The sequence below is a fragment of the Enterobacter cloacae complex sp. 372C4 genome, from assembly GCF_050030615.1.
Taxonomy (GTDB): Bacteria; Pseudomonadota; Gammaproteobacteria; order Enterobacterales; family Enterobacteriaceae; genus Enterobacter; species Enterobacter intestinihominis.
In genome coordinates this window covers 1510804-1534825 of sequence record NZ_JBLGUQ010000001.1, presented here as the reverse complement: position 1 = coordinate 1534825, position 24022 = coordinate 1510804, and the positions used below count along the sequence as shown (strand labels likewise).

The following is a 24022-nucleotide window of genomic DNA, read 5'->3' as shown; positions in this document are numbered from 1 at the left end:
AAAAAGCAGGCCCGGTAAGCGCAGCGCCACCGGGCAATACAGACGGGCACTGAATTAGTAGTAAGAGTGCTCGCCGCGCTGGTGTTCGGTCAGATCGCGCACGCCTTTCAGTTCCGGGAATTCGTTCAGCAGCTGCTTCTCGATCCCTTCTTTCAGGGTTACATCGACCATGGAGCAGCCGTTACAGCCGCCGCCGAATTGCAGGATCGCCAGACCATCTTCGGTGATTTCCATCAGGGAAACACGTCCACCGTGGCCGGCCAGCTGCGGGTTGATCTGCGATTGCAGCAGATATTCCACACGCTCCATCAGCGGGGCATCGTCAGAGACTTTACGCATCTTCGCGTTTGGCGCCTTCAGCGTCAGCTGCGAACCCAGCTGGTCGGTGACGAAATCAATCTCCGCATCTTCAAGATACGGCGCGCTCAGCTCATCAACGTATGCGGTGAGCTGTTCAAATTTAAGGGCAGTGTCAGTTGCTTCCACAGCATCCGGAGGACAATAAGAGACACCACATTCTGCATTCGGAGTGCCTGGATTGATCACAAACACGCGGATCTGCGTCCCTTCTTCCTGATTTGCCAGCAGTTTGGCAAAGTGCGCTTGTGCAGAATCGGAAATACGGATCATAGCTTTGGCCTAATAGTTGACTAAATTACCTGGGTATAATCATACGCCCATTGAAGAAGGGCTACAAGGTACGGCACAGACACCATACCTGAACTGACGCGGCGCCGCTTTGCAAAAGCAGTCGGGAAAGTTCAGCCACGGTACTGCCCGTGGTGACGACATCATCCACAATCGCGATATGGAGACCGTTGACCGGCAATTCAAGGCGAAAGGCGTTTTTCAGGTTTCTTTTGCGCGACCGGGCGTTGAGCCGGTGCTGAACGGCAGTGGCATGAATACGTTTCAGCGCAGAGGCGGGGTACCGGCAACCCAGCCAGCGGGCGAGCGGACGGCACAGCAGGTCGCTCTGATTGTATCCCCGCCGCCAGTGCCGACGCTGAAAGAGTGGCACGTTCACGAGCGTGTCGACCGACGGTAGCCCGCGCGTTCTTCGCGCCTGCAATACCGCCAGTAATAACAGGCGTGCCAGTGGCTGCGCCAGCGCGAACTGGCTGGAAAACTTAAACTGATGAACCAGACGACTCAGCGGCAAAACGTAATCATCCACCGCCACCAGCGCGCTCCACGGCGGCGCTTTTTTCAGGCATCGACCACAGGGGAGCGTCTGGCTTACGGCAGGCAAGCCGCATTGCGGACAGCCCTTCAGGTAACCCAGCGCTCCCGTGCAAACGGAACAGACGCCCCACGCGCTCAGCGCAAGTGGCATTCGGCATAGCCAGCACAAGCCGGGCACTGTTAGCATACGCAACCTCCATGTGAAAAAAGAGAACGTTAACTGATGAAGACGCTGTGGTGGCAGACCGTTGGGATGGGAAATTGTCATCTTGTGCTGCTGCACGGATGGGGACTGAACGCCGAAGTGTGGCGTTGCATAAGTGAGGAACTGGCCTCGCAATTTACGGTACACCTGGTGGATCTGCCGGGGTATGGCCGTAGCCACGGCTACGGCGCGATGACGCTCGAGGACATGGCGGAGCAGGTTCTGGAAGCGGCACCGCAAAAAGCCGTCTGGCTCGGCTGGAGCCTGGGCGGGCTGGTGGCAAGCCAGATTGCGCTGCGCCATCCTGAGCGGGTGCAGGCGCTGATCACCGTTGCCTCATCACCCTGTTTCAGCGCCCGCGAGGCGTGGCCGGGCATCAAACCCGAGGTGCTGGCCGGGTTCCAGCACCAGTTGAGCGAAGATTTCCAGCGGACGGTGGAGCGTTTCCTGGCGTTGCAGACGATGGGAACTGAAACCGCCCGTCAGGACGCGCGGATGCTGAAGCAGACGGTGCTTTCCCTGCCGATGCCGGAGGTTGAGGTGCTGAACGGTGGACTGGAGATCCTGAAAACGGCCGATCTGCGTGAGCCGCTGGCGTCACTGACGGTGCCGCATCTGCGTATTTATGGCTATCTGGATGGGCTGGTCCCGCGCAAGGTGGTTCCGCTGCTGGATGCGCTGTGGCTGGAGAGTGAATCAATGGTGGTTGCCAAAGCGGCACATGCGCCGTTCATCTCTCATCCTGCTGAGTTTTGTTCGGCGCTGTCCAATTTTATCAGCGAAGCGTCCACCACTCCCTGAGGCAGGCTTTACCTTCCGGACAACTTTTACAACTGCCGGACAGACAACTGTCCGGCTCTTCCTGAATGCGCACGGCTTTCCCCATCGCCTCCAGCCTTTCCAGCATGGCATCGATCATCGGCTGCGGCGTATGCAGGCTGAGGCTGAGCTGCTTCGCCTCCATTCGTCCCTGTAACGCCAGTAAGTCACGGACCTGAATCAACGATGCCATCTTTTTTCCCCTCAGTGACAGTCGCCCGCAGGGCTACTACAGCAGGTCGTTGGGGTTTTGCGCGTTGCCAGCAGGTTAACGTCAACGCGGCTACGCGCCCGGCGCAGCAGGCCAATCACCATCACGTTAAACAGGATCACCGCGAGGATACAGACCAGGCTGTAGCGCGGATGCTGGCTGTAATTGACGGTTTGATAAAACACGGTCGCCAGCGAGTAGGCAATGTTCAGCCCCCACAGAATGGAGAAGCCCATCCATCCGCGGCTGGACTCACGGGCAATGGCGCCCATGACCGAGATGCACGGAATATAGAGCAGGACGAAGATCAGGTAGCTGTAGGCCGCCGACGCGCTGCCAAATTTCTGGCCCATCACGCCCATTGCTCCGGTCGCCATTACGCCGTCGCCTTTGCTGGCTTCAATCGGGTTCGCCAGCACGCTCAGGCTGAAGGTGTCTTTCAGGCTCTGCCAGGTCTCTTCTACTGCACCCAGAAGTTCGTCACCGAGGCTGAACTCTGCCGGGTTGAACTCCTCTTCCTGGATGTTTTCCGCGGTGTAGAGCGTGTTCAGGGTGCCGACAACCACCTCTTTTGCCATCGCGCCGGTGAACAGGCCCACGGTTGCCTGCCAGTTGTCTTCCTGTACGCCAATCGGTTTGAAGATCGGCGTAATGATCCGGCTAACGGAGGCAAGGGCAGAGTCATTAATGTTGTCCGCTGCCTGGCCGCTCAGGGTGAAGCTGTTCAGGGCGCTCAGGAAAATGCTGACCACTACAATCACCTTACCGGCGCGCAGAACAAAGCCCTTCAGGCGCTGCCAGGTTTGAATAATCAGGCTTTTCAGGTGCGGAACGTGATAAACCGGCAGTTCCATCACGAACGGCGACGCTTCGCCACGCATGATGGTGTGCTTCAGCATCAGGCCGGTGAGAATAGCCATCACGATACCCAGCACATACAGGGAGAAGACGGCCAGCGCCCCTTCCTGACCAAAGAACGCCGCGGCAAAGACCGCGAAGATCGCCAGACGTGCGCCGCAGGACATGAACGGCGCCATCATGATGGTCATCAGGCGTTCGCGCGGTGCGTCCAGCGTACGCGCGCCCATGACTGACGGCACGTTACAGCCAAAACCGACAATCAGCGGCACGAAGGATTTCCCCGGCAGCCCCAGCGCCTGCATCAGGCGGTCCATTACGAAGGCGGCGCGTGCCATGTAACCGGAATCTTCAAGGAAGGAGAGGAACAGGTACATCATGCCGATCTGCGGTACCAGCGGCAGGACGGTGTTGATCCCGCCGCCGATCCCCTGCGCAAGGAAGATGGTCAACCATTCCGGGAAGTGGAGGGTGTAGCCCAGCCACTGAATACCGTGCACGAAGATAGCGACAGAGCCGCCATCAAAGATGGGTTGTAATGCACCGCCGATGTTTATAGCGAGCAGGAACATTACGTACATCACCAGTAAAAAGATTGGCAAACCGAGGAAGCGGTTGAGCACAATCTTATCCACGGCGGCGGTGAAGCGGCTGGGTTCAGCGGTTAATGCATTACTGACCACGTCACAGATAGCGGCGATGGCCTGATAGCGCGCATCCGCAATATGCAGGGCCGGGTCGTCGAGCTCGTCGCTCAGGCGAGCCTGTGCAACGCTCAGTTTATCCGCCGCATCGCCTGCGTAGGCGCGGCTGTAGATATCGCCTTCCAGCATTTGCAAGCCAAGCCACAGGCGCTGTCTGGCGGGCATGGCGTTGTCCATCTCCTGCGCCAGCTGCCCGGCCTCGCGCAGCAGCGGCTGGGCGTAGTGCACCAGTTCGACGTCGGCATTGCCCGTGTGGCGGTCAATTGCCAGCTTCAGGGCGTCAATGCCGCGCGCGCGGGTAGAAACCAGCGGAACCACCGGGCAGCCCAGACGGGCGGAGAGGGCGTCGACGTCGATGCGCAGCTTTTGCTTCTCGGCGATGTCGAGCATGTTAAGCGCTACGATGCAGGGGATCCCCAGCTCCAGCAGCTGTAGCGTGAGGTACAGATTTCGTTCGAGATTGGAGGCATCCACCACGTTGATGAGCAGATCCGCGTCGCCGCTCAGAATATAGTGGCAGGCAATTTGCTCATCGAGAGAGGTCTGAGATGAAATTGTGGTGAGTGAATAGGTCCCCGGTAAATCAACCAGCGTGACCTGATTATCTGTCGTGGTGAACAGGCCTTCTTTGCGTTCAACCGTTACGCCTGCCCAATTTCCCACACGCTGGCGTGCGCCGGTTAACTGATTAAATAAGGTTGTCTTGCCGGAATTAGGATTGCCAATTAAGCCAATAGTTAATTTTTTCATTGTTTTAGACTCACTGAAACCGCTGGCTTGTTAACGGGATAAAGATTCAACTTCAATTAATGCGAGGTCTTTTTTACGCAGAACCAGATTAACGCGTCGGGTTTCGATATGAACAGGATCGCCCAACGGCGCCACGCGCACCACCTGGAATGATGAGCCGGGTAGCATGCCCAGTGACAGTAGCTTCTGCCGATAGGCCGGGCTTATCTCACGGGTAAAACCGATAATTTTCCACGCACTTTCTGGAGTGAATTGCATAGCGCCTGATTCCACGAGAGGTTAAATAATCAACACTGCGATGATAATGAGAATAGTTTTTATCAGCAATAATAAAAATGTGACGGGATGTTGTTAATCGTATTAATTTGCGGTCTGCTTGACCTTGCTCAATATTTGCGGGAATACCCGGGAAGGAATAAAAAGCGTATTTGTTAATGGAGTGATAAATAGCGGTTTAAATATGGATATGCAATCGGTTTCATATTTTACGATATAATTTTTCCCCTCACCCCGGCCCTCTCCCCAAAGGGGCGAGGGTGTTCAAGTACCCTCTCCCCTTTGGGGAGAGGGGTAGGGTGAGGGGCATTTACAGGATTAGCGTTTCTTACCCATCGCCGCTGCCAGAGCATCCATCATCGCGCTGTTGCCTGCTGGCTGTGCGTCACGTCCGCGTGGCTTCGCGGCTTTCGCTGCCGGACGCTGCTGTTCACGGCCACCGCCATTACCGCCACGGCGCGCGTTAGTGTCGCCCGGCTGCTCGTCCAGACGCATGGTCAGGGCGATACGCTTACGCTGAAGATCCACTTCCAGCACTTTCACCTTCACGATGTCGCCCGCTTTGACCACGGTGTGCGGATCTTCAACGAACTTGTCGGCGAGGGAAGAGATATGCACCAGACCGTCCTGATGCACGCCGATATCCACAAACGCGCCAAAGTTGGTGACGTTGGTTACCGCCCCTTCCAGCACCATGCCCGGCAGCAGGTCGTTCATGGTTTCCACGCCGTCAGCAAAGGTCGCGGTTTTAAACTCAGGACGCGGATCGCGGCCCGGTTTTTCCAGCTCTTTGATGATGTCAGTGACCGTCGGCACGCCGAACTGTTCGTCGGTAAAATCCACCGCTTTCAGGTTACGCAGCGCGCTGCTGTCGCCCATCAGGTCTTTCAGCGCCTGCTGGGTGGCGGCCAGGATACGCTCGACAACCGGATAGGCTTCCGGGTGAACGGTAGAGGCATCCAGCGGGTTATCGCCGTGGTTGATGCGCAGGAAGCCCGCGCACTGCTCAAATGCTTTCGGCCCCAGACGGCTCACCTTCAGCAACTGCTGGCGGTTCTGGAACTGACCGTTCTCATCACGCCAGGCGACGATATTCTGCGCCATCATACGGGTCAGACCCGCCACGCGGGTCAGCAGGGGAACGGAAGCGGTGTTCAGGTCCACGCCGACGGCGTTAACACAGTCTTCCACTACCGCATCCAGCTTGCGCGCCAGCTGCGTCTGGCTCACGTCGTGCTGATACTGGCCCACGCCGATGGATTTCGGGTCAATCTTCACCAGCTCCGCCAGCGGATCCTGCAAACGACGGGCGATAGAGACCGCACCGCGCAAGGAAACGTCCAGTTCCGGGAACTCCTGCGCTGCCAGCTCAGAGGCGGAATAGACAGATGCCCCCGCTTCGCTGACGATCACTTTCTGCGCCGTCACTTTCGGGAACTGCTTCTGCACGTCGAGATAGAAACGTTCGGTTTCGCGGGACGCCGTACCGTTACCGATGGCAACCAGCTCAACGTTGTACTTCTCGCACAGCGCGGCGACCACGACAGCCGCTTTCGCTGCCTGACCGGTGTGCGGGTAAATGGTGTCGGTGGCAACCAGCTTGCCGGTGCCGTCAACCACGGCCACCTTCACGCCGGTGCGCAGACCCGGATCGAGACCCATGGTGGCGCGCAGGCCAGCCGGCGCAGCCATCAGCAGGTCGTGCAGGTTACGGGCGAAGACGTTGATCGCTTCGTCTTCGGCGCGCTCGCGCACGGTGCCCATCAGCTCGGTTTCGAGGTGCATGAGCACCTTGATGCGCCAGGTCCAGCTCACCACGCCTTTGCGCCAGCTGTCCGCCGGGGCGTTGTTCAGGCGCAGGCCCAGATGGTCGATTATGATCTGCTCACAGTGGCTCTCTTTAGGCGGCTCGTCAAACTGCGGATCGGCATTCAGGGAGAGTTGCAGCACGCCTTCGTTACGACCGCGGAACATCGCCAGCGCGCGGTGAGACGGCGCGGTAGAAATGGGTTCGTGGTGATCGAAGTAGTCGCGGAATTTCGCGCCTTCGTCCTCTTTGCCGGACACCACGGTGGAGACGATATGGGCGTTCTTCCACAGGTAATCACGCACTTTGGCCAGCAGTGCCGCGTCTTCGGCGAAGCGCTCCATCAGAATGTAGCGAGCGCCGTCCAGCGCGGCTTTGGTGTCCGCTACGCCTTTTTCGGCGTCGATAAATCTGGCGGCTTCGGTTTCCGGATCGTGAGACGGCTCGTTCCACAGCAGGTCGGCCAGCGGCTCAAGGCCGGCTTCGATCGCAATCTGCCCGCGCGTGCGGCGCTTCGGTTTGTACGGCAGATAGAGATCTTCAAGTTCGGTTTTGCTCAGGGTACCGTTAATGGCTTTTTCCAGGTCACTGGTCAGCTTGCACTGCTCGCCGATAGATTTGAGGATCGCCTGACGTCGGTCTTCCAGCTCGCGCAGATAGCCCAGACGGGTCTCAAGGTTACGCAGCTGCGTGTCATCCAGACCGCCGGTGACTTCCTTACGATAACGTGCAATAAACGGCACGGTGTTCCCTTCATCAAGCAGACGAACGGCAGCTTCTACCTGTTCGGCTCTGGCCTGAATATCACCCGCAATAATGCGGCAGAGCGACTCTTTCATCATGGTCAGTTCATCTTGTGGATCGAAAATCAGGGGGATAGTTATACGGGCTGACACCAAAAAATGCCAGCCGGGGAGGGCGCTCTCGGACTATTTAACATACTCGATTTCGTTGACGTACCAGCTTGCTTCACCCGCGGGCGTCTGGACAACGGCTAAATCGCCCACCTCTTTTTTCAGCAGGGCGCGGGCCATGGGTGAATCGATAGAAATGTAATCCTTACGACCGAAAATTTCATCATAGCCAACGATACGAAAACGCAGGGTGTCGCCGTTGTCGTTTTCAATTTCGACCCACGCGCCGAAAAACACTTTACCTTCCTGCTGCGGGGAGTAATCGACAATTTTGAGATTCTCGAGGCACTTCGTCAGGTAGCGTACCCGGCGATCGATTTCGCGCAGTCGCTTTTTATTGTACTGATAGTCCGCATTCTCGCTGCGGTCGCCCAGACTTGCGGCCCAGGTGACTTTTTTGGTCACTTCCGGACGCTCTTCGCGCCACAGGTAATCCATCTCTTTTTTGAGTTTCTCGTACCCTTCGCGGGTGATCAGAGGCGTTTTCATGGTGCTGCCTTTAATGCCGGTTAACTGTCTTTGCGCACAATACGTAGCGCACAGTGTAACAGACAAGATTAATAATGATTTATGTGATGAAATGAACAGATAAGCTGCTGTTAAATATGCTTTGTAACAATTTCGTCTAGAATTTATACCAGAATTTGCTGGTCGAACCCGTGCACTTTTTTAGAATACGCTGTTCCAGGCTTATCCGAACCTTTGGGAGTACACACAATGCAAGAGAACTACAAAATTCTGGTCGTAGATGACGACATGCGCCTGCGTGCGCTGCTGGAACGTTATCTGACCGAGCAGGGCTTCCAGGTTCGTAGCGTCGCGAACGCGGAACAGATGGATCGTCTGCTGACGCGTGAATCCTTCCACCTGATGGTGTTGGACCTGATGCTGCCTGGCGAAGATGGGCTCTCTATTTGCCGTCGTCTGCGTAGCCAGAGCAACCCGATGCCAATCATCATGGTGACGGCGAAGGGTGAAGAAGTTGACCGTATCGTCGGCCTTGAGATTGGCGCTGATGACTACATTCCTAAGCCGTTCAACCCGCGTGAACTGCTGGCGCGTATTCGCGCCGTGCTGCGTCGTCAGGCGAACGAGCTGCCGGGCGCGCCGTCTCAGGAAGAGGCCGTCATTGCATTCGGTAAGTTCAAGCTGAACCTCGGCACCCGTGAAATGTTCCGTGAAGATGAGCCAATGCCGCTCACCAGCGGCGAGTTTGCGGTACTGAAAGCGCTGGTCAGCCACCCGCGTGAACCGCTTTCACGTGACAAGCTGATGAACCTGGCGCGCGGCCGTGAATACTCCGCAATGGAACGTTCTATCGACGTGCAGATCTCTCGTCTGCGCCGCATGGTGGAAGAAGATCCGGCGCATCCTCGTTATATTCAGACCGTGTGGGGTCTGGGCTACGTGTTTGTCCCGGACGGCTCTAAAGCATGAGGCGAATGCGCTTCTCGCCGCGAAGTTCGTTTGCCCGCACGCTGTTATTGATCGTCACCCTGCTGTTTGTCAGCCTGGTGACGACCTACCTGGTGGTGCTGAACTTTGCGATCCTGCCGAGCCTTCAGCAGTTTAATAAGGTGCTGGCATACGAAGTGCGTATGCTGATGACCGACAAACTGCAACTGGAGGACGGCACGCAGTTGGTTGTCCCCCCGGCGTTCCGTCGGGAAATCTACCGTGAGTTGGGCATTTCTCTCTACTCGAACGAAGCGGCGGAAGATGCCGGCCTGCGCTGGGCGCAGCACTATGAATTCCTTAGCCAGCAGATGGCGCAGCAGCTTGGCGGCCCGACGGAAGTGCGCGTTGAGGTCAATAAAAGCTCGCCGGTTGTCTGGCTGAAAACCTGGCTGTCACCCAACATCTGGGTGCGTGTTCCGCTCACCGAGATTCATCAGGGCGACTTCTCACCGCTGTTCCGATACACCCTGGCGATCATGCTGCTGGCTATCGGCGGCGCATGGCTGTTTATTCGTATCCAGAACCGACCGCTGGTCGACCTGGAGCATGCGGCATTGCAGGTTGGTAAAGGTATTATCCCACCGCCGCTGCGCGAGTATGGCGCATCGGAAGTGCGCTCGGTAACGCGTGCTTTTAACCACATGGCGGCAGGCGTTAAACAGCTGGCTGACGACCGTACGCTGCTGATGGCGGGGGTTAGCCATGACCTTCGCACCCCGCTGACACGTATCCGCCTGGCAACAGAGATGATGGGCGAGCAGGATGGTTATCTTGCAGAGTCCATCAACAAGGATATCGAAGAGTGTAACGCCATCATCGAGCAGTTTATCGACTACCTGCGTACCGGGCAGGAGATGCCGATGGAGATGGCGGATCTGAACGCGGTTCTGGGCGAAGTTGTTGCCGCCGAAAGCGGTTATGAACGTGAAATTGCGACCGACCTTCAGGCGGGCGAGATTCAGGTACGTATGCACCCGCTCTCCATCAAACGCGCGGTGGCGAATATGGTGGTCAACGCGGCGCGTTACGGCAACGGTTGGATCAAAGTCAGCAGCGGTACGGAACTCAACCGCGCCTGGTTCCAGGTGGAAGACGATGGCCCGGGCATCAAGCCTGAGCAGCGTAAGCACCTGTTCCAGCCGTTTGTGCGCGGCGACAGCGCGCGCAGCACCAGCGGAACCGGCTTAGGCCTGGCGATTGTGCAGCGTATTGTTGATAACCATAACGGACTGCTGGAAATTGGCACCAGCGAACGGGGTGGTTTGAGCATTCGCGCATGGTTACCGGTGCCGGTTTTACGGGGGCAGGTGAAAGAGAGTTAAAAAAGGGTGGGGCCTGATGCCCTCACCCCGGCCCTCTCCCACGGGGCTGAGGGTTCCCCACAAATTAATGCGAGCACTGAGCAATCCCCTCGCCCCTCCGGGGAGAGGGTTAGGGTGAGGGGAATATACGGCGGTGGTGGTCATTCCGTTCACTTAATGTTCCTTGCTACTCTGTAACGACATGACCGGTGAACGTGCCAGGGTGGCTCAGTCGCCACCACCCTGGCGACCCGGGCTCCCGGCGGTAAATCGCCGCTTCGCGGTGCCCTCGGCTTATTCCTTCCGGCTTATCGGGTACGGGCGGAGGCAACGTCCCTGTAAAGCCGCCCTCTCGGCGCATCCCTGCGCCTCGCCCCGGCCTGCAGGAAACGCCTCAGCGATTTACAGCCGGACCAGGGCATCGCTGACAGCCCTCAGTCATTTAGAAAGCAACTTTATTGCTTCTGCATAAAAAAATTACTGGGGATCCCTCAGCCCACGGGGAGAGGGAGAAAACATTAAAAAAGGCAACTTTCGTTGCCTTTTTGCTTTTACCTTGGTCCCGCACTCACCAGCGCAGCACCCGCCGGGGTGTCGGTATACTTCTCAAAGTTTTCGATAAACAGTTTCGCCAGCGATTCTGCCTTCTCGCGCCACTGTTCCGGTGAACCATAGGTGTTACGCGGATCGAGGATACGCGTATCCACGCCAGGCAGCTCTGTTGGGATCGCCAGATTGAACATCGGCAGCGTAAAGGTCTCGGCGTTATCCAATGAACCATCCAGAATCGCGTCGATGATGGCGCGTGTATCTTTGATGGAGATACGTTTGCCCGTCCCGTTCCAGCCGGTGTTCACCAGGTATGCCTGTGCGCCGGATGCCTGCATGCGTTTCACCAGCACTTCCGCGTACTGCGTCGGGTGCAGCGACAGGAACGCCGCGCCGAAGCAGGCGGAGAAGGTTGGGGTTGGCTCGGTCACGCCGCGCTCGGTACCCGCCAGCTTAGCGGTAAAGCCAGAGAGGAAGTGGTACTGCGTCTGGCTGGCGGTCAGGCGGGAAACTGGCGGCAACACGCCGAACGCGTCTGCGGTCAGGAAAATCACCTTCGTGGCGTGGCCCGCCTTCGACACCGGCTTCACGATGTTGTCGATGTGGTAAATCGGGTAAGAGACGCGGGTGTTTTCGGTTTTGGACGCATCGTCGAAGTCGACAGAGCCATCGGCACGCACGGTGACGTTTTCCAGCAGCGCATCGCGGCGAATCGCGTGGTAGATATCCGGCTCTGCCTCTTCAGACAGGCGAATGGTTTTCGCGTAGCAGCCGCCTTCAAAGTTAAACACACCGTCGTCGTCCCAGCCGTGCTCGTCGTCGCCAATCAGACGACGTTTTGGATCGGTGGACAGAGTCGTTTTACCGGTGCCGGAAAGGCCGAAGAACACCGCCACGTCACCTTTTTCACCGACGTTCGCCGAGCAGTGCATGGAGGCGATACCGCGCAGCGGCAGCAGGTAGTTCATGACCGAGAACATCCCTTTCTTCATTTCGCCGCCGTACCAGGTACCGCCGATCAGCTGGATACGCTCGGTCAGGTTGAAGGCGATGAAGTTTTCGGAGTTCAGACCCTGTTCTTTCCACTGCGGGTTGGTGCATTTCGCGCCGTTCATCACGATAAAGTCAGGGGTGAAGTTTTGCAGTTCTTCATCGGTCGGACGAATGAACATGTTCTTCACGAAATGCGCCTGCCAGGCCACTTCAGTGATAAACCGAACGGAGAGACGGGTGTCGGCGTTAGCGCCGCAGAAAGCATCGACGATGAACAGACGCTTGCCGGAAAGCTGATGGGTGACGAGCCCTTTCAGATGCTGCCAGGTTTCAGGAGAGAGCGGTTTGTTATCGTTCTTCCCTTTGCCTTTATCGGCCCACCACAGCGTATCGCGGGTGGTATCATCTCGGACGATGTATTTATCTTTCGGCGAACGGCCGGTAAAAATACCGGTATCGACGGCGATAGCACCAAGATTCGTCAACACACCTCGCTCGTACCCTTCCAGTGCCGGATTGAGCTCTTCCTGATACAGCGTATCGTAATCGGGGTTGTAGACCACTTCCTGGACGTCGTGAATACCATAAGCCTTGAGATCTTGCGGGGTTAAACCATTAACACGCATATCACTGCTCCTTAGCCAATATGTACTGCCTGAAATTGTAGGGTTTTTCTGGGGATGTTAACCGCGACGGGGCTCATAGATTTACGTATCTGGTCAAAACCCTTACTAACGGAAAACGCTGCGACTCCAGTCACAGGGCGGGCAGATTATCGCAGGAATCGCTTTTTGGTTGGGGAAAATGTTCTTAAAAGGTTAATCTCTGGTGAATTTATCCAGAAGAATGTGAATGTAATCGCATACATGAAAGAAAATTACGTAAGAGTTACATTGGGAAAACGATTCAGGTCTCTTGGGTCAGCTATTTTCAGAGTTTGAGGTGGGGGCCAGACTTTTGCCTTGATGAGACAATAGATTTTTCATGAACAAGGGATGAGAAATGGAAAACCGTGAGACGTTATCTCCTTCAACGCGCGTAGCCGTCGTGCTGGCGGGGGCTCTACAGGGCGTAATTTGCTATGTAATTACGTGGTATATCGAGTACGCAAAATTGCCATCGGATACGCTGTGGCTGATGTGTGTAGTACCTGCCACCGTGGTAATGACAACCACGTTGTCTCTTGCCATGACGTCATTCAGAAAGCCATTTTTGTGGCTGTCACTCGGGATGATCGGCGCGGCAGTCGCGGGTATGGGCGGCTGGCTTAAGTGGAGCGTTGCAGGACTCGAAAGCTGGAATCTCAGAGATGAGATGCTCGTTTTCGGCTTTCATCTGCTGCTGATGACGCTGTTCGTGTTGCCATGGCTTCAGCGGCGTCTGGATCCCGTCCCGACTACCTCGTTCTACAGCGACTTTTATCAACGAAACTGGCATAACGCGCTGACACTGCTCATTATTTTTGTTTCGAATGGTCTCTTCTGGCTGGTGCTTTTCCTCTGGGCCGAGCTTTTCGAACTTATCGGCATCGGCTTTTTTGATCGGCTTTTCTTTCATTCTGACGGGTTTATTTCAGTGGCGATTGGCGTGGTTTCAGCCAGTGCGGCCGTGCTCACGCGCATGCAGGTAAGGTTAATCCTTGCCCTGCAAAATCTGCTGACCCTCATCGCCACCGGTCTGCTTCCCCTGATGGCGGCGCTGGCGCTGCTCTTTATTGGCGCGTTGCCTTTTGTCGGCTTTGAATCCATTTCAGCCAGAATATCCGCCGCGGGCTTGCTGACCACCTTAGCGCTGCTGCTGTTATTCCTGGTGACGATAGTGTGGCATCCACAGCGTCAAACGCTGCCTTACTATGCCCCGTTGCGAGGGATGATTCGCCTTGCTGTGGCTATCGTACCCGCGTATCCGGTTCTGGCGGGGTGGGCGCTGTGGCTACGCATTTCGCAATACGGCTGGTCACCCGAGCGTCTGTACGGGGTATTGATAACCATCGTGGCGCTGGTCTGGGCGGTCGGTTTTTGCGCCAGCGTTCTGATTCAGCGCCGTGAGCCGCAGAAGATCCATGCGTACGTCATCCCGACGACCGGGCTGCTTTCCCTCATCTTCCTGGCGTTGATCCATACCCCCGTGCTGGATCCGTGGCGAATAAGCGTTGCAAGCCATATGGCCCGCTATCAGGACGGCAGAATAACTGCGGATCAAGTCAGCCTGTATATGCTCAGTAACGCTGGACGAAAGGGGCGGGAGGCGATGCTCACGCTGCAAAACGATCCGCAGTTTATCTCTAACCCAAAACGCCAGCGTGAAATAAATGGTCTTCTCTCCAGGAACGCTGGCGGAGCAGGTAAGATGACCGCCGCGATGCTGGAAAAACAGGTCCAGCTCGCACCGGGAATGGCTCGTCCTGATAAGACATTGTGGCAAGCCATGCTCAGCAATCAGTATCGCTTTGAGAGCTGCGATAGCGCCCAGAGTAACTGTTTACTCATGCCGCTGGATCTTAACGGCGACGGCAAGCCTGAGGCCGTGCTATTTCAATTTACCGATCGCACGATCGTGGCTTACACACAAACCAACACGGGCTGGAGGATCGCCGGGGACGCGTGGAAAATGCCGGAGGCATTGACCAGAGAAGAACTTGACCGCGCATTAAGGCAGAGGAAAGTGAAATCTGTCGTGAAGCCCTGGGCGGATATTGAGATTTTTGGGGAGCGTGTCGATATGAGCTACGACAGTTACAATAATGCGCGGCGGCGTTAGTGCTCTTGCTTGCCGGGTGGCGCTACGCTTACCCGGCCTACAATTAGCAATCATATCAAAAAATTGCACAATTCATTGTAGGCCCGTGCGAGCATAGCGCCGCCGGGCAACAGGCTCAGAGCTTAGTGAACCTGCGGATCCGCCGGAGAGGCGTTATTGCGGATCTCCGCGATATCCATCGAATTGAACACGTAGTGCGTACCACAGTAGTCACAGTGCATATCGATTTCACCGTCTTCCGCCATGATGCTGTCGATCTCTTCATCCGGCAGCGTTTTCAGGGCGCCAGCACAACGCTCGCGGGAGCAGGTGCACTTAAATTCCACCGCCTGCGGATCGTAAACCGTCACTTCTTCTTCGTGGTAGAGACGCCACAGCACGTCGGTCGCCGACAGGGTGAACAGCTCTTCCGCTTTGATGGTTTCCGTCAGCGTTGCCAGATGCTCGAAATCATTGGTCTGCGCATCCTGCGCGGGCAGAACCTGAAGCAGCATACCACCGGCAGCAGGCTGACCATCCACTTCACCGGTGCGGATGAACAGACGGGTTGGCAGCTGTTCGGAACGCATGAAGTAATCTTCCAGGCAGGCGGCAAGCGTATCGCCTTCCAGACCGACAACGCCCTGATAGCGTTCCCCCTCTTCAGGCGAGATCGTGATGACCAGGTAGCCGTTACCGACCAGCGTTTTCAGATCCGCATTTTCAGGGATATCGCCCTGAACGCGCGCCACGCCGCGCATCTGCTGCTGGTTATTGCCGTTGATCACCGCCAGCGACATTGGGCCATCGCCCTGCAACTGGACGGTAATATCGCCAGCGAACTTCAGCGTGGCGGTCAGCAGGCTGGTGGCAACCAGCAGTTCGCCCAACAGGGTTTTTACCGGCAGCGGGTAGTTGTGGTTTTCCAGAATCTGTTTCCAGGTTTCGGATACGGTGACCAGCTCGCCGCGCACGGCGAATTGTTCAAACAGATAGCGGTGTAATTGGTCGTGTTGGGCCATTTTCATCTCTCATGCAGGTGAGGGTTACTCGCTCTCACCGTGTTTAAATTTCATCAGATCGCGGCGCTCTTTTTTATCCGGTCGCCGGTCCGGGTGAGGCATAGTCAGCGCGTTCATTTTGCGCGCCAGCGCGGTTTTCTCGCGCTTCTCTATGCTTTCGGCCGTCTCTTCATACAGCAAAACGGCTTCGGTTGCGGGCCGCCGCTGTTCGGTAATGGCTTTCACCACCACCGTTTTCTCATCGTTGCCCTGGCGAAGCGTTAACGTGGCATTCAGTTCAACCAGCTTGCTCGGTTTGCTGCGCTGACCGTTGTAATGCACCTTTCCGCCGTCAACCATTTCTCGGGCAAGGGCGCGCGTTTTGTAAAAACGGGCGGCCCACAGCCATTTATCCAGTCTTACCCCATCAGAGGGTTTTTCTTTCATGGCGTCTCCTTCACGGTGAGTGAGGGGATCATCCGGCGATAGTCGTTCAGCCCCGGATGTCGCAGATAGCTTTTTTCAGCCAGGCCGGAATCAGGATTGGTCACGCCCAGACAATAGCGAATGCCAAAAGCGGCCGCAGAATCCAGAATCGGCTCGCTGTCGTCAATGAACAGCGTGCGTTCCGGCTGTAAACCGGTCTCTTCCACCACGGCATGCCACAACCGCTGATCCTCTTTCGGATAACCAAATGTGTGGGTGGAAAGCAATAAATCAAGGTGCGAAGCAAGACCGGTATGTTCCAGCTTCACGGCCAGGTTATGGGGATGCGCATTTGTCAGCAAAATACGGCGCTTACCGCAGGCTTTCAGCGCGTCCAGGAACGGGACCGTATCTTCGCGCAGTACGGCGCGTGCGCCCTGGGCGGTGGTCATGGCGCAAATATCCAGACCGAGTCGCTCGCTCCAGTAGTCAAGACAGTACCAGTTTAGCGTATGCTGCACCGCGCTATATTGCGAACGAATGAATTCCTGCGCTTCCGCCGGGGAGATCCCCTGCTGTTCACCGTACGTTTCCGGAACCAGCTTTTGCCAGAAATAGTTATCAAAGGCGAGATCAAGCAGCGTGCCGTCCATATCAAGCAGGACGGTATCGACCGCCTGCCAGTCGATATTAAGATGCATAAGGGGGAACTCCAGCCAGAAGAAACGTGCGCGACAGGGTAGCACAACTTGTCGCGCAGAGACGTTATCCGATCAGGCTCTCAGAAGAGGAGATCAGTTTCGGGTTTAGGCAATTTTCGTAGTAGGCCTGGATTTCTGCCAGTCGCGTGCGGGAGCGCTGATAGCGGCGTACGGCCTGATAACCGTTCCAGATAATACACGCCAGCATCGCAATCAGCAGCAGGGATGTCCCTACATAGCGCCACAGGCCAGCGCTATCCGGCATACGGTGCAGGCCAATATGACGCGTGCCGTTGGCATCGGTAAAGAGGGTGGTGACGATCCCTTCCGCGCTGAATGGCGTCTGCATCAGCATCTGCGCCAGACGCTGGAATTCGCTCCACTGCTCCTGGGCAGGATAGTCATACAGCGAAACCTGCGGATAGGGTTGATCCACCAGGTCGCTGCCTTCATCGCTGGCAATCACAAAACCGCCAGGCGCCGGGCTGTTAAGCGCCTGGGCGGCACGGGTGGTTTCACGCATCACGAAGGGGGCGGTAGAGGTCGCCACCAGGTTATCCAGCGACTCGGCGCTGACCGGACGCAAAAGCACATTCACACCATCGAGGCGTCCCGCTTCGGCGCGTTTCACCAGCGCGTCCCAGTCTTTGCTGTTGCCGAGGTTGACCAGCGCGTTCTTCAGCCGGATACAGTCATCCTGAGCTGAGCAGAGATCTTCTGTTTTCAGGACGATTTCGCCAAAGTCATCCAGCAGCACCATGCCGGACTTCTGAATGGCCGAACGCAGGGCAGGGCTGACGCGAGAATCATCATCCGGTTTTGGATGGAGCTGGCGATTAATCGTCTGGGTGAGCGCGGTGGCCTTATTGACCACATCCGATTCCGGAAGCGGCAGCGGAGAGGCGTCATTCCAGATGATCTGAGAGCAGTCGAACGGCGCGAACGGCGAGTTCTGGCGCGTGTTCCAGGCGCCCGGTGAGTGGATATTACACATCCCGGTGCCTTTCAGCCGCAACGTATCCCCCACGCGTACACCCGCTTCTTCGAGCTGCTGTACGCTGGTGGCTTCCACGGTTTGCGCCCCTTTGATCCATGACAGGGTAAATTTAATCGGCATATCCAGCGGCACGAAAAGCAGCAGCATGAGGAAGATTAACGCGGCGCCACCGGCAATCACCGCGCTGCGAAGCCAGTGCTGAAGCGGGAAGTTTTTTACTTCGTCGTGCAGGGATAAGTAACGTCCCTGGCGTACAACGTGGCGGTCGAGATAGATATCAATATCCGTTTTGTGGCCCAGGTCCTGCGCAATCCACGGCTGCCAGTGGCGCGGATAGATGAGATCGATGATCCCGAGCGAGATATTGTTGATATGTTCCTGATCGTTTTCGCCGAACAGTCCCCAGCGTTTTGGGGTTCCGCGCAGGCAGTGAATTTCGCGTAATGACGTTTTTGCCGGCGGGGCAAATATGCCCCACAGCCCGGCGGCCAGAAGCAGTACTGCGCCGCCCGCGAGCCACGGAACAAACACGTCCGGCGTCAGCAGGCAGATGAAAAAGAGCAGGAACGAGACGACAATCAGCACCGCTTCGCGAATGCCATCCGGGCGGCTCAGGACGTACTCTTCATGCGTTTCCTGGCGGATGTTGAGCAGTTCAATCTGCTCTGTCTCTTCACCACGAATAGAGGCCTGCGTTCCGCTCGCGCGTTCCAGCGCAAAGCGTGGCGCTTCCTGAACATATTCGCTCAGAGTATGACCATTAAGGGAGATAACCAGCGGCAGCGTATCGGTATGGATGAGCTCGACGCTGTTTTCGTCGTTGATATACTGCTCCCAGAAGGGAGGCAGGTGCACTTCAACAGAGTCGAGATAGTAACGCCATTTGTTGGGATCGTCGGTTGTGATGCCGTAGCGGGTAATAGAGCGCGTTACGCACAAAACGGTGTCGCTTTGGGCGTTCAAGTTGAGCGATACGGGGGCGGCGCTGGCGCCGGTAGGGCCAGGCGAAAGCCGGGATCGGTTCAGCGTGTCGAGATACTGCTCAACGGTGCTGCGTTCCTCTGGCGAAAGCTTGCGCGTGTTTGCCCCGGCAAACGCGTTCAAAAAGGGCAGCCGATAACGGCGATGTACGCGGCGCCTGAATACCCACACCGCAATCGACGCGCAGGCCAGCACAGCAGCGAGAAAAATCAAAATGGTGCTCATGCTTTCCCCATCTTACTTATCTTCTTACAGGTGTTGTCAGTCGCACCTTTTGTACAATGAATGAGATTCTGTGGTCGGCTATCGGCAAGTATGGAGTCTAACTTGAGCATGTTGACGCGCATCCCAGTGACCGGTAATGATAACAAAGCCTGTTCCGGCGCGATATCAGCAAATTCCTGGAAACTTTTCAACCTCTTGACATTTGTTTTGAAATGAGAATTGCCTACAGTTACGTTGCATAAATGTAAATAAAGAGCAATTGACATTGCCGAAACCGTGCGGCGTATCGCACAATAAAGCCAGTTCACCCAGCAAAGACCCGTCAAGATGACCAAACCCTTACAAAAGCCCACCATTCTGAATGTTGAAACCGTCGCAAAATCGCGTCTGTTTAATGTTGAAAGCGTGGATCTGGAGTTCAGCAACGGTGTGCGTCGTGTTTATGAGCGTATGCGCCCCTCCTCGCGTGAAGCGGTGATGATAGTGCCTATCGTCGACGAGCACCTGATCCTCATTCGTGAATACGCCGTGGGCACAGAATCCTACGAGCTGGGCTTCTCCAAAGGACTGATCGATCCGGGCGAAACGGTGTTTGAAGCGGCAAACCGGGAGCTGAAAGAAGAGGTCGGCTTTGGCGCGAAAGAGCTGACGTTCCTGAAAAAGCTGAGCATGGCGCCGTCCTATTTCTCCAGCAAAATGAACATTGTTGTCGCGGAAGATCTCTATCCTGAATCGCTGGAAGGAGACGAGCCGGAACCGCTGCCGCAGGTTCGCTGGCCGCTGGCTCATCTGATGGATTTGCTGGAAGATCCTGACTTTAACGAGGCACGCAACGTGAGCGCACTGTTCCTGGTGCGGGAGTGGCTGAAGGGGCAGGGGCGTTTGTAGCGCCACCATTAAAAACGGCAACCGAAGGTTGCCGTTTTGCATTACGCTGTAGGCCGGGTCGGGCGTCGCCACCGCCCGGCTTTTTTGTTGGCGTCAGAAGAGCTCGTGCGTTTCGCCGTTATCAATGATTTCGGTACCCACCTCATGCACCGCCTGCGTGGTTGGCTGCGTACCCTCGATGAAATACTCGGCACGGCTGTTGCCGCCATTCGCGAGCTGTCCGGTGCTGCGGTCAATATTGATCGTGACAATGCCCGGCGGAGGCGTTAGCGGCTGCTCCGGCACGCCCTCGAGAGCGGCCTTCATGTAAGCATCCCAGGCCGGTTGCGCACTCTTAGCCCCACCCTCGTAACCGGAAATCTGATCTTTAATTGCGCCAGAAGCGGTTGTGCGTCCAAGAGTGCGGCGGTGATCGTCAAAACCAATCCAGACCGAGGTGACAACGCCCGGGCCATAACCTGAGAACCAGGCATCTTTTGAGCTGTTGGTTGTGCCTGTTTTGCCGCCGATGTCGCGGCGCTGCAAATCGCGGCCCGCTCGCCAGCCGGTGCCTTGCCAGCCCGGTTCGCCAAAGATGTTGGTGTTCAGCGCGCTCTTAATCAGGAATGACAGCGGCGTGCTGATCACGTGCGGAGCATACTCCTGCGCGCCACTCTGGGCGACCAGCGCCTGATTGGCCTGTTCCAGCTGAGGCTGCGGCACCGCAAGATTCTGACGTTCCTGAGAGATGGCAACATCTTCCATGTCCTTGTTTTCAAGGACATTGGATTTTGGCGTGTCGCCGTAAATCACCGGAATATCGCATTCAGGGCAGGCAATTTTCGGCTTCGCTTCAAACAGTACGCCGCCCTGATCGTTCTCGATTTTGCTGATGAAATACGGATCGACCAGGAAGCCGCCGTTTGCCATTACCGAGTAGCCACGCGCGACCTGGAGCGGTGTGAAGGACGCGGAGCCGAGCGCCAAAGATTCGGTATGAACGATGTTTTGCGCCGGGAAGCCGAAGCGTTGCAGATACTCTGCCGCATAATCAACGCCCATCGCACGCATCGCGCGAACCATGACCACGTTCTTCGACTGGCCAAGGCCCTGACGCAGACGGATAGGGCCAGCGTATTGCGCCGGAGAGTTCTTCGGCTGCCAGTCAGAGCCCGCACCGGCATCCCATCGGGAAATTGGCACGTCGTTGAGAATGCTGGCGAGCGTTAGCCCCTTGTCCATCGCCGCGGTATACAGGAACGGTTTGATGTTCGAACCGACCTGACGCAGCGCCTGGGTTGCGCGGTTAAATTTGCTCTGGTTGAAATCGAACCCGCCAACCAGCGCCATCACGGCACCGTTCTGCGGATTGATGGAGACCAGGGCAGAGTTGACGTCCGGCACCTGTGCCAGCCACCAGGCATCGCCTACCTGACGCACCCAGATTTGTTGTCCGGTTTGTACCACATCCGTCACTTTACGTGGAGTAGGCCCCTGAAGGGTGTCAGAACGGTACGGACGCGCCCAGCGGATACCCTCCATACGCAGCGAAACGGATGTACCATCGGCCATCATCGCCACCGCTTCCTGCGGATCGGCCTGGGTGACCACCGCCGGACGCAGCGGGCCATAGGTCGGCAGCGCTTTCAGGGAATCAGTAATTTTTTTGCTGTCCCATGCGCCTTCGCCCACTCTCCACAGCACGTTGGACGGGCCGCGATAGCCGTGACGCATATCGTAATCCATCACGTTATTACGCACCGCCTGCTGGGCAGCCTGCTGCACCTTGCGGGTCACGGTGGTATAAACGCGATAGCCGTCTTCATATGCTTTGTCGCCGTAGCGGCGCACCATCTCCTGGCGAACCATTTCCGTCAGATACGGCGATGAGAAAGCAATTTCCGGTGCATGGTAATTGGCATCAATCACATCGCTGCGTGCCCGATCGTACTCATCCTGGCTGATGTAGCCTTCGCTCAACATACGCGATAGCACAACGTTACGGCGCGCGGTGGCGCGGTCCAGCGAGTAGAGCGGGTTAAACGTTGATGGTGCTTTTGGCAGGCCGGCAATGGTCGCCATTTCGCTCAGCGTGAGCTGATCGATCGACTTACCGAAATAGACCTGAGCCGCAGCCCCTACACCATAGGCGCGGTAGCCCAGATAGATCTTGTTGAGGTAAAGCTCAAGGATCTCGTCTTTGCTCAGCAGTTGCTCAATGCGGATCGCGAGGAACACTTCTTTGATCTTACGTATCAGCGTCTTTTCCGGGCTGAGGAAGAAGTTACGCGCCAGCTGCTGGGTAATGGTACTTGCCCCCTGAGAGGCATGACCGGAGAACAGCGCCACGCTTGCCGCACGGAAAATACCGACCGGATCGACACCGTGGTGCTCGTAAAAACGGCTATCCTCGGTGGCGATAAAAGCCTTCACCATCACGGGTGGAATTTGATTTAAGGTCAGTGGGATACGACGTTTCTCGCCGTATTGCGCCATCAGTTCACCATCGGCGCTATAGACCTGCATAGGGATCTGAAGCCGCACATCACGAAGTGTGGCGACATCAGGGAGTTGCGGCTCGACATATTTGTACAAACCAATAATCGAGCCTGCTCCCAGCAGAATGCAACAGACTGCAAGGATCAATAAATACTTTACGAACTTCACCGGAGATTTCCCATTTGGTTTAGCCTGGGCAGTTTCTAAACAATCGCGCGGTAGTATAAAGGCAAGCCTGATTCATTGATATAGCCGTCACTCCGACGGGCGATAAGGAGATCGTGAAGCATGGCTTTTAAAACGTGGCAAACAGGCGTTCATATTCAACAGGATAAGGTGATTGCCGTGGCGCTGACCAGAGAGCGGGCCGGCTGGCGTTTACGGCGCTGGTGGGCGGTGCCGCTGTCGGACGGGGTTATGGGTGAAGGCAAAATACTTAAGCCAGAACAACTGGTTAACGCATTACGTGGCTGGCGGAAAACATTGCCGCACTCGCATCGGGTATTTCTCTCATTTCCGGCAACGCGCGTTCTGCAACGCGCGTTGCCCCGTCCATCCGTTAACTTGCGTGACAGCGAACAGCTCACCTGGGTAGGCGCCGCATTAGCGCGTGAGCTGGAGATGCCTCCCGATACGCTCTGCTTTGACTACGCGCAGGATACGTTCAGCAACACTTTTCAGGTTACCGCCGCGCAAAACAGAGAGGTCGATACCCTGTTGTCGCTGGCGAAAGCGCTGCGTTTGCGCCTGGCCGCAATCGTCCCGGATGCCGGCGCGCTGGCTAATCTTCTCTCTGCTGTTGCCCCCGTCCGGTGCGTAGCCTGGAGGGATAAAGACCAGTGGCTGTGGGCGATGCGTCACCAGTGGGGGCGGCGCTACACCACAGAAGCGGCGACGGTGAATGAGCTGGCGGCGTTGCTTGCGCTTTCTCCTTCTGATATCGCCGTGTTTGATGCTGCACGGGATCCCTGGGAAGCGGTGACGCTGTGTCAGCCGCCGTTGCCAGAATGTGGTGCTAATTACACCGTCGCCCTGGCGCTGGCCATGAGCGAGGCGCCGTAATGAGCATGCCCAATCTTTTACCCTGGCGTCGGCAGCAACGTAATCAGCGCCTGCGTTTTTGGGGGCTGCTGTTTACCGCCTCATTGTTGGTGATGCTGGCGGGAGGCGTCAGCCTTCGGGCGACGCAGACTCTCGCGTCACAGGCGTTGCAGAGCGATCTGGCGGGAACGCGTGCGGTGCAGAAGGTATTGAAAGCCCGTCAGCCGCAGTCTGCGGGGCTGGAACCCCCTTCGCAGCCGCCTGAGACGGTGGCATGGCAACCCGCGCTTGAATCCCTTGCCAGCGCAATGCCCCGGCAGGCGTGGCTGACGGCGCTGCGTTATCAGCCACCCTCGCTGATCCTGACGGGCTATACCACCTCACTCCCGACGCTCTCCGCCATGACCGATGCGCTGAAAAGGGTGACGGGGTTTAACCCCGGACCGGCAGGCGAACTGCAACAGGATAGCCAGGGGCGATGGATGTTCTCTTTTCAACTGCATAGCCGGAGGTAG

The 24022-nt window shown here is 56.7% G+C and carries 20 protein-coding genes; 7 read left to right on the top strand and 13 right to left on the bottom strand.

Annotated elements, in window-relative coordinates:
* Positions 1-54: 54 nt before the first annotated feature.
* Both nfuA and gntX read right to left on the bottom strand, forming a co-directional pair.
* Positions 55-630, bottom strand: a complete 576-nt coding sequence (gene nfuA / locus ACQG11_RS07455) for a Fe-S biogenesis protein NfuA (RefSeq protein WP_003861601.1) — start codon at positions 628-630, stop codon at positions 55-57.
* Positions 631-691: 61 nt separating this feature from the next.
* On the bottom strand, positions 692-1372 hold the full coding sequence (gntX, locus tag ACQG11_RS07450; protein ID WP_023298787.1) for a DNA utilization protein GntX: 681 nt from the start codon (positions 1370-1372) through the stop codon (positions 692-694).
* 36 nt (positions 1373-1408) lie between these two features.
* Between gntX and bioH the strand changes: the two genes are divergently transcribed.
* Complete coding sequence (bioH, locus tag ACQG11_RS07445) at positions 1409-2191, top strand: pimeloyl-ACP methyl ester esterase BioH (protein ID WP_063163680.1); 783 nt, start codon at positions 1409-1411, stop codon at positions 2189-2191.
* Here the strand turns inward: bioH and feoC are convergent.
* From feoC to greB, 5 genes are all read right to left on the bottom strand, one after another.
* The gene (feoC, locus tag ACQG11_RS07440) at positions 2166-2402 is read right to left on the bottom strand and encodes a [Fe-S]-dependent transcriptional repressor FeoC (protein WP_015571443.1); all 237 of its coding nucleotides are present in this window, start codon (positions 2400-2402) and stop codon (positions 2166-2168) included. The genes bioH and feoC overlap by 26 nt on opposite strands.
* An 11-nt stretch (positions 2403-2413) precedes the next feature.
* Positions 2414-4732, bottom strand: a complete 2319-nt coding sequence (gene feoB / locus ACQG11_RS07435; RefSeq protein ID WP_275062499.1) for a Fe(2+) transporter permease subunit FeoB — start codon at positions 4730-4732, stop codon at positions 2414-2416.
* A 30-nt stretch (positions 4733-4762) separates the two neighbouring features.
* Complete coding sequence (feoA, locus tag ACQG11_RS07430) at positions 4763-4990, bottom strand: ferrous iron transporter A (protein ID WP_022649633.1); 228 nt, start codon at positions 4988-4990, stop codon at positions 4763-4765.
* 336 nt (positions 4991-5326) lie between these two features.
* Positions 5327-7657: a Tex family protein gene (locus ACQG11_RS07425; protein WP_423398103.1), complete on the bottom strand. Its 2331-nt coding sequence runs from the start codon at positions 7655-7657 to the stop codon at positions 5327-5329.
* A gap of 87 nt (positions 7658-7744) precedes the next feature.
* On the bottom strand, positions 7745-8218 hold the full coding sequence (gene greB, locus ACQG11_RS07420; RefSeq protein WP_022649631.1) for a transcription elongation factor GreB: 474 nt from the start codon (positions 8216-8218) through the stop codon (positions 7745-7747).
* A gap of 228 nt (positions 8219-8446) precedes the next feature.
* On the opposite strand from greB, the gene ompR reads away from it, so the two are divergent.
* Both ompR and envZ read left to right on the top strand, forming a co-directional pair.
* Positions 8447-9166, top strand: coding sequence for a two-component system response regulator OmpR (ompR, locus tag ACQG11_RS07415; protein WP_001157751.1), 720 nt, complete (start codon positions 8447-8449; stop codon positions 9164-9166).
* Entirely contained in the window at positions 9163-10509 is a 1347-nt protein-coding gene (gene envZ, locus ACQG11_RS07410; RefSeq protein WP_003861615.1) for a two-component system sensor histidine kinase EnvZ, read from the top strand. Before ompR ends, envZ begins: the two co-directional genes overlap by 4 nt.
* A gap of 530 nt (positions 10510-11039) precedes the next feature.
* Here envZ and pckA read toward each other — a convergent pair.
* Positions 11040-12656 (bottom strand): phosphoenolpyruvate carboxykinase (ATP), encoded by a 1617-nt coding sequence (gene pckA, locus ACQG11_RS07405; protein ID WP_046620356.1) that lies wholly within the window; start codon positions 12654-12656, stop codon positions 11040-11042.
* 376 nt (positions 12657-13032) lie between these two features.
* On the opposite strand from pckA, the gene ACQG11_RS07400 reads away from it, so the two are divergent.
* Complete coding sequence (locus ACQG11_RS07400; protein ID WP_058645891.1) at positions 13033-14790, top strand: DUF4153 domain-containing protein; 1758 nt, start codon at positions 13033-13035, stop codon at positions 14788-14790.
* A gap of 122 nt (positions 14791-14912) precedes the next feature.
* Here the strand turns inward: ACQG11_RS07400 and hslO are convergent, their stop codons facing one another.
* The 4 genes from hslO to ACQG11_RS07380 form a co-directional block, all read right to left on the bottom strand.
* A complete protein-coding gene (hslO, locus tag ACQG11_RS07395) occupies positions 14913-15797 on the bottom strand; it encodes an Hsp33 family molecular chaperone HslO (RefSeq protein ID WP_006812239.1) in 885 nt (294 codons plus the stop codon).
* An 18-nt stretch (positions 15798-15815) separates the two neighbouring features.
* Positions 15816-16217, bottom strand: coding sequence for a ribosome-associated heat shock protein Hsp15 (hslR, locus tag ACQG11_RS07390; RefSeq protein ID WP_003861618.1), 402 nt, complete (start codon positions 16215-16217; stop codon positions 15816-15818).
* Positions 16214-16897 carry a GMP/IMP nucleotidase gene (gene yrfG, locus ACQG11_RS07385; RefSeq protein WP_003861619.1) on the bottom strand — a complete coding sequence of 228 codons (684 nt, stop codon included), beginning with the start codon at positions 16895-16897 and terminating at the stop codon, positions 16214-16216. The genes hslR and yrfG overlap by 4 nt, the downstream gene beginning before the upstream one ends.
* Positions 16898-16961: 64 nt before the next feature.
* Positions 16962-19100: an intracellular growth attenuator family protein gene (locus ACQG11_RS07380; protein WP_023298780.1), complete on the bottom strand. Its 2139-nt coding sequence runs from the start codon at positions 19098-19100 to the stop codon at positions 16962-16964.
* A 327-nt stretch (positions 19101-19427) separates the two neighbouring features.
* Here ACQG11_RS07380 and nudE point away from each other — a divergent pair, with 327 nt between their 5' ends.
* Complete coding sequence (gene nudE, locus ACQG11_RS07375; protein WP_003861622.1) at positions 19428-19988, top strand: ADP compounds hydrolase NudE; 561 nt, start codon at positions 19428-19430, stop codon at positions 19986-19988.
* 93 nt (positions 19989-20081) lie between these two features.
* Here the strand turns inward: nudE and mrcA are convergent, their stop codons facing one another.
* Entirely contained in the window at positions 20082-22634 is a 2553-nt protein-coding gene (gene mrcA / locus ACQG11_RS07370; protein ID WP_045308980.1) for a peptidoglycan glycosyltransferase/peptidoglycan DD-transpeptidase MrcA, read from the bottom strand.
* 120 nt (positions 22635-22754) lie between these two features.
* On the opposite strand from mrcA, the gene pilM reads away from it, so the two are divergent.
* Both pilM and ACQG11_RS07360 read left to right on the top strand, forming a co-directional pair.
* Complete coding sequence (pilM, locus tag ACQG11_RS07365) at positions 22755-23528, top strand: pilus assembly protein PilM (RefSeq protein ID WP_063149290.1); 774 nt, start codon at positions 22755-22757, stop codon at positions 23526-23528.
* Positions 23528-24022, top strand: a complete 495-nt coding sequence (locus ACQG11_RS07360) for a PilN domain-containing protein (RefSeq protein ID WP_022649625.1) — start codon at positions 23528-23530, stop codon at positions 24020-24022. The genes pilM and ACQG11_RS07360 overlap by 1 nt, the downstream gene beginning before the upstream one ends.